Origin of the sequence: Campylobacter sp. 2018MI13 (assembly GCF_018501135.1) — a bacterium.
GTDB lineage: Bacteria > Campylobacterota > Campylobacteria > Campylobacterales > Campylobacteraceae > Campylobacter_E.
The window spans coordinates 1-6,094 of sequence record NZ_JAHCZC010000093.1; the positions used below are offsets into that span (position 1 = coordinate 1).

Below are 6,094 nucleotides of genomic sequence, written 5' to 3' on the forward strand. Positions count from 1 at the left end.
TAGTAAATTTATATGGGTTGATTTGGAAGATGAAGAGCTGGTTTTAAAATACGAAAAATATGTGTGGAATTATTTACCAAGTCTTATAGGGCTTGATGTTTTTTGTATAGAAAAAATGGCATCGAGAGAAAATTTTATCTATCTAGTAGTCGAAAGCGTCAGATGTATATAAGATACGGATCTTTTATGTTTATATTACTAGCACTTATAATTCTTACATCTATATTAATTAATTTTGTGCCACCTAATCTTTGTATAGTTTTTTCTTGTAAAACTCTTAATAACTTAGCTTGAATACTAGCACTCATTTCACCTATTTCATCAAGAAATAAAGTGCCTTCATTAGCTAACTCAAATAAGCCCAATTTATTAGAATTAGCGTCTGTAAAAGCTCCTTTTTCATATCCAAACAATTCACTCTCTATTAAATTTTCAGGGATAGCAGCCATATTAATAGCTATAAAAGGCTTATTTGCTCTTTTACTATTTTCGTGAATAAATTTTGCAAATACTTCTTTACCAACTCCACTTTCACCGCTTAAAAATACACTGACATTTGTTTTAGCTGCTTTTAAAGCTATTGTTTTTAAATTCTCAAGTTCTTTTGATGAACCTAAAAATCCATTTTGTTTTACCGGAATTTCTTTTTTAATTTTATTAGCTTTTTTTTCTCTAATAATTTTTGCTCTATTTATTGCTTCATATAATTTATCCAAATCAAATGGCTTTGTTAAAAAATCTTTTACTCCAAGTCTTAGTGCTTCAATTGCTTTATTTAAAGTAGCATTTCCTGTAATAATTATAAACTCAGCACTAATTTTTTGTTCTAAAGCTGTTTTTACAAACTCAAGTCCGTCCATTTTAGGCATATTAATATCACTTATTATTAAGTCAAAACTATCATCTAATTCTTTTAAAGCATCAATTGGATTTTTATAAGTTTTTAATTCATAATCATCACTTAATGATAATTCTAAGGATTTTCTCATATTAATATCATCTTCAACTATGGCTATTTTCATACCTTATCCTTTGTGTAAATCAATATTTTACCTTGAGCAAGTTCTGCTTTAAAATAAATTGGCAATAATCTTAAATGAGTTTTTATACTTGCTTTAAAATTATTGACATCAACATATTCACTCACTATCGCTTTATTAACACAATCTATTAAATTTGTTTGTTGGTCTTTTAAACTATCATAAATATTAGACTTTGTAGCATTAATCTCACAAACATAAGTATATCTTGCTTTTTTATCAATACTCATTGCTCTACTTAAGTGAAATTCTTCGTTAGTTAGGACTAGATTAGTAGTACTTAATCTAGCCCAAAATATATAATCAGGATTTGTAGCGTTTAATAATCCTAAAAAGCTAATTAATATGAGAACAATTCGTTCCATTTATATTTATCAATTTTTAGTTCTAATTCAACCGTATAAAGACCATCTTTAAATCCTTCTCCGGTAATATTTGCATTTTTAATAAGTCCATTAACATATGTTGTAATTAACGAGCTTCTAAGCATTGCATCTTTTACATTTTCTCTAGAATTTACTCTAACCCCATAAAGTTTGCCAGCTAATTGACGATAAGCATCAGCTAATGCTGCTCTTTTTGCAAGTGCTAATGCTTGAGCTTGCGAAACTGTGTTTTGAGGTGGAATTCCCTCTCCTACCGAACTAAAAATCATAAGTCTTACTGCTTCTTCTTCAGGACTTAAAACAGGCTCTTGATAACTTGCTTTTTTATAAGCTGTTTTTTGAGTGTTATTTTCTACTTGAACTGTTGTTTCTTTTTTTTGTGGAACACAAGCACAAATAAATATAGCTAAAGCGATGGTGCCTAATCTTTTCACGATTTTTCCTTTAAATAATTATTTAATTGCTTCAAAGCAATTATTATTCCTTTTCTTTAAATAGCTTGTTATAATATGAAAAATAATCTGTTGTTTTGCTTAATTGCTTAGAAATATTTGAATAAAAATTTATTTCATCAATTTGATTATATTCTAAATTATTATCCAATTCAGCTATTTTCTTTAAAGAAGAACATTCATATAAATATAAGTTATTTTTTAATGCAACCATCACACTACCAATAGCCCAAGTTCTACAAAATTCTCTTAAATCATTTCTATTTGGAGTTAGTTGTTTTTTAGCGTATAAATTCGCTGCTAAAACATTGGTATCAAAATATATAAAGTTGTTATATTTATTTTTAATACTATCATATATTTTTTGACTAGGAGCTATTAATAATGTATGCTCAATATAATTATTAAAAATTACTCTATCGCCTATTTGTGGAGTTAATATAGGTAATGGTAAAGCATCTTGTTTTAAATCAGAAAATGTATATAACTCTAATTTAATATTATTGTTCTCATTATTTACAAAACTAGCTCTAGCAACAATTATAGAATATTCTCCAATATCTTTAATAACAATAGCGCCATTTTTTAAATTATTTTCATCATATTTTGCATCAACTATATGAGCATAAGCATAGCCATTATCAATCTTGTCAATAACAGCATTTATAAATTGATTAGCAAATGCAAAAACCGAAAAGCATATTAAAATAAAAGTTTTCTTAAACATATTATCCCTTTAAAATTAAATTACTAAATTATAAGCAAAAAAAAGTAAAATGTCTGCCTTATTTTGGAAATTTTATCATATTTTAAAGGAAAATAATGCGAAAAATCATATTAGTTTTATCTATTTTTTTAAGTTTAAATTTATTCTCAAAAGAATTAAAAATGGAAGAATTAATATGGGAAAGAGGCGAGAGTTTTTTATTTTTCTTACAAAAAAATCAAATTCCATTAAGCATATATCATAATCTTGATAAAGAAGATAAAGAACTAACAGCAGAAATCATAGCTGGGGTTAAATATCAAATATTAAGAGATGAAAATGATAATATAGAACAAATTTTAATACCAATAAGCGAAACTTTACAAATACAAATATATAAGGATTTAGAAGATAAATATGCTATAACATTTACTCCAATTACTTATAAAGTTGAAGAAACAAGTTTAACATTTAAAATAAATAAATCAGTTTATCAAGATATTATAGATAACACTCAAAACTCTAGATTAGCAAGCGCTCTGCTTAGAGCATATGCAGGAACGATTAATTATACAGGAATGAAAAAAGATGATAGAGTAGTAATCGTTTATTCTCAAAAAAGAAGATTAGGTAGAATTTATGGAGATGCAAATATAAAATCAGCTATGATTGAAGTCAATAAAAAGCCTTATTATATATTTAAATATGGAGATAATGATTTTTACGATGAAAACGGAAAACAATTAGAAACATATACTTTTATATTGCCTGTTGGAAATGTTAGAATTAGTTCTCCATTTAACCCAGGAAGATTTCATCCTATTTTAAAAAAATATAGAGCCCATCTAGGAATAGATTATGCAGCACCAACAGGAACGCCAGTAAAAGCAGCAGGTGCTGGAAAAATAATGTTTAGAGGAGTAAAAGGCGGATATGGAAATGTAGTTCAAGTAAATCATTCAAGTGGCTATATGACTTTATACGCACACTTAAGCAAATTTGGTAAATATAAAATAGGAGATAGTGTAAAACAAGGTCAAGTAATTGGCTATGTAGGAACTACAGGTCTTAGCACAGGGCCGCACTTACATTTTGGTATGTATAAAAACAATGCAGCAATTAACCCAGCAACAGTTGTTAGAGTTGCAAAAGATGGTCTGGTAGGCAAAGAAAAGCAAAAATTTGATTTAATAACTAAAGAATATATAAGTGAAATTAAGCATATATTAGAAAGTAAAATAACTCCTATAAAAGAAGAGAATTTTGAAAATATTGTGGAGCTTAATTAAAATATGAAAAATACAGCAGTAGCTTTTGAAATAATACAAGATTTTTTAGATGAAAAAGATGTTAGCTATGCTGAATTATTAGAAGCCCTAAAAATAATAAAAAATGATGATTATGAAGCTTATGAAAACATAATCAAAAGTCTTGATGATGAAGACTTAGGAAATATCGCAACACTAATGCCTGAACATATGTTAAGCGATGTTTTGAAATTATCTTCAAGCAAAAAATTAGCTTTAGCATTAGGCGAATTAGAAAGCGATGATGCAACTGATTTAATGCAAAGCATTGAAGAAATTGATGATGAAAAAGCAAATAGAATTTTTTCAAATCTTAGTAAAGACGAACAAGATGATATTTTATTCTTAAAACGCTACGATGATGAAAAAGCTGGTGCTTATATGCAAACAGAGATTTTTACCGCAAAGCTTAGTGATACTCTAGAAAGTGCTATTAGCAAATATAAAGAGCTTAAAAAAAGCGAAGAAATAGAACATATAATCCAACTTTTTATAACCGATGAGAATGAAAAATTAATTTATAGTTTGCATGTAGGAGATTTAATTTTATATGAATTTAAAGATACTTTTCAGCAAATTCTAGATAAAAATGAAGATTTAGCAAAAGATTTACATTTTATTAGAGATTATGACACTATAAATGATGCTATCTCTATGGTTCAAGACTATGATTTAAGTGTAATTGCTGTAGTTGATAATAATAATAAATTATTAGGAAGAATAACTTATGATGATATACACGACTTAATCCAAGACTATGCAACAGAGCAAATGTATAACTTTGCAGGGGTTGGAGATATTGATAGCGAAGATGAAAATACTATAAAAGCAGCTAAAAGTAGAGCTAAATGGCTTATTGTAAATCTAATTACTTCGTTAATTTCAGCCCATGTTATCGCAATGTTTTCTGATGCAATAGAAAAGTTAGTAGCACTTGCGGCTTTAATGCCAATAGTTGCATCAATGGGTGGAAATACTGGCTCACAAGCACTTGCCGTAACTATTAGAAAACTTGCTTTAGGCGAATTAAGTTATGAGAATTCAAAACATATATTATTAAGAGAAATTGCTATTTCGTTTTCAAACGCAACGATTTTTGCCATTGTTTTAGGAGCTGTTGCGTATTTTTGGTTTTCAATCCCAATGCTAAGCCTTGTGATATTCATATCAATGATTTTAAATTTAGGTTTTGCAGGTTTAATTGGCTCATTAATACCTTTGGTATTAAAAAAATGTGGATTTGACCCTGCACTAGGTAGTGCAGTTTTGCTAACAGCAACCACCGATGCTTTAGGATTTTTTAGCTTTTTATTGCTTGCTAAAATAATATTGCTATGATTTAATTTTCTTTTAACAAAAATATGTTTAAATTTAAGATTTAATTTTCAATAAAAAGGAGATAAAATGAAAATTTCAACAAAACTTTCGTTATGTATACTGATTAGTTTGTGTATCTTAGGCATTAGCCTAATATTTATTTCTAACAAAGGAATGCAAGAAATTGACGATGTAACAACTAAAACAGTAGAAGAACTAGCAGTAAAAGATGCTAGAAGTGCTGCAAAAAGCATTGTATTTGGCTTTTATAATTTTTCTGAAAAATTATATAAAGACTTCGTAAAAGCTGGAGATGGACCTGAAGATGCACTTGAAAGCACAATTGAATATCTTCAAGGTATGAATTTAGATAGCACAAATATTAGATTTTTTGCCGTTAATTCAGATGGAACTTATTTAGTTCATTATCAGCCAGAAAAAGTAGGGAAGAATTTAAAAGCAGATTTAGATATTAAAGGCGAAAGCTATGTAGAAAAATTTGTTAAGAATGGCTTAGCAGGTGGTGGTTTTACAGAAGTTACATTCTTTGATAAGGTAACTAATAAAGATAGAAATATCATTACTTATACTAAAAAAGATAAAAATATGGATATTATCTATGGTTGCACAATAGATATGGATATAACAAATCAAGAAATCGCTGAAGTAGGTAAAATAATTGATGAAGTTATTAGTAGCTCAAATTACAAATTTACATTAGCAGCAGTTGTTATAGCAGCTATAATTTTAATATTAATGATTATCTTCGTAAAATTCCAAATCACTCGCCCACTAAACAATCTAACAGCTAAATCAAACGAACTTAGCAGTGGAGATGGAGATTTAACTAAAAAGCTAGATGATAAAGGTAATGATGAAATAGCTC

The 6,094-nt window shown here is 27.8% G+C and carries 6 protein-coding genes and 2 pseudogenes; 4 read left to right on the top strand and 4 right to left on the bottom strand.

The annotated features are described in order from the left end of the window. Positions 1-10 precede the first annotated feature (10 nt). Positions 11-172 carry a hypothetical protein gene (locus KJQ99_RS10635; RefSeq protein ID WP_502756520.1) on the top strand — a complete coding sequence of 54 codons (162 nt, stop codon included), beginning with the start codon at positions 11-13 and terminating at the stop codon, positions 170-172. 7 nt (positions 173-179) lie between these two features. On the opposite strand, the pseudogene KJQ99_RS08390 reads toward KJQ99_RS10635, so the two are convergent. The 4 genes and pseudogenes from KJQ99_RS08390 to KJQ99_RS08405 all read right to left on the bottom strand — a co-directional run. Continuing rightward, positions 180-1,022 (bottom strand): annotated as a pseudogene (locus tag KJQ99_RS08390) (sigma-54-dependent transcriptional regulator); the annotation flags it as partial. Beyond that, entirely contained in the window at positions 1,019-1,405 is a 387-nt protein-coding gene (locus tag KJQ99_RS08395) for a hypothetical protein (RefSeq protein WP_214120386.1), read from the bottom strand. The pseudogene KJQ99_RS08390 and the gene KJQ99_RS08395, both read right to left, overlap by 4 nt. Further along, positions 1,381-1,689: pseudogene (locus KJQ99_RS11315) on the bottom strand (lipoprotein required for motility); the annotation flags it as partial. The gene KJQ99_RS08395 and the pseudogene KJQ99_RS11315, both read right to left, overlap by 25 nt. A gap of 214 nt (positions 1,690-1,903) precedes the next feature. After that, positions 1,904-2,605, bottom strand: a complete 702-nt coding sequence (locus KJQ99_RS08405) for a plasminogen-binding N-terminal domain-containing protein (RefSeq protein WP_214116480.1) — start codon at positions 2,603-2,605, stop codon at positions 1,904-1,906. Positions 2,606-2,700: 95 nt separating this feature from the next. On the opposite strand from KJQ99_RS08405, the gene KJQ99_RS08410 reads away from it, so the two are divergent. From KJQ99_RS08410 to KJQ99_RS08420, 3 genes are all read left to right on the top strand, one after another. Next, positions 2,701-3,873 (top strand): peptidoglycan DD-metalloendopeptidase family protein, encoded by a 1,173-nt coding sequence (locus KJQ99_RS08410; protein WP_214116477.1) that lies wholly within the window; start codon positions 2,701-2,703, stop codon positions 3,871-3,873. 3 nt (positions 3,874-3,876) lie between these two features. Further along, positions 3,877-5,229, top strand: a complete 1,353-nt coding sequence (locus KJQ99_RS08415; protein WP_214116475.1) for a magnesium transporter — start codon at positions 3,877-3,879, stop codon at positions 5,227-5,229. Positions 5,230-5,295: 66 nt separating this feature from the next. Continuing rightward, on the top strand, positions 5,296-6,094 hold a 799-nt coding region (locus KJQ99_RS08420; RefSeq protein WP_214116472.1), incomplete at its 3' end, for a cache domain-containing protein.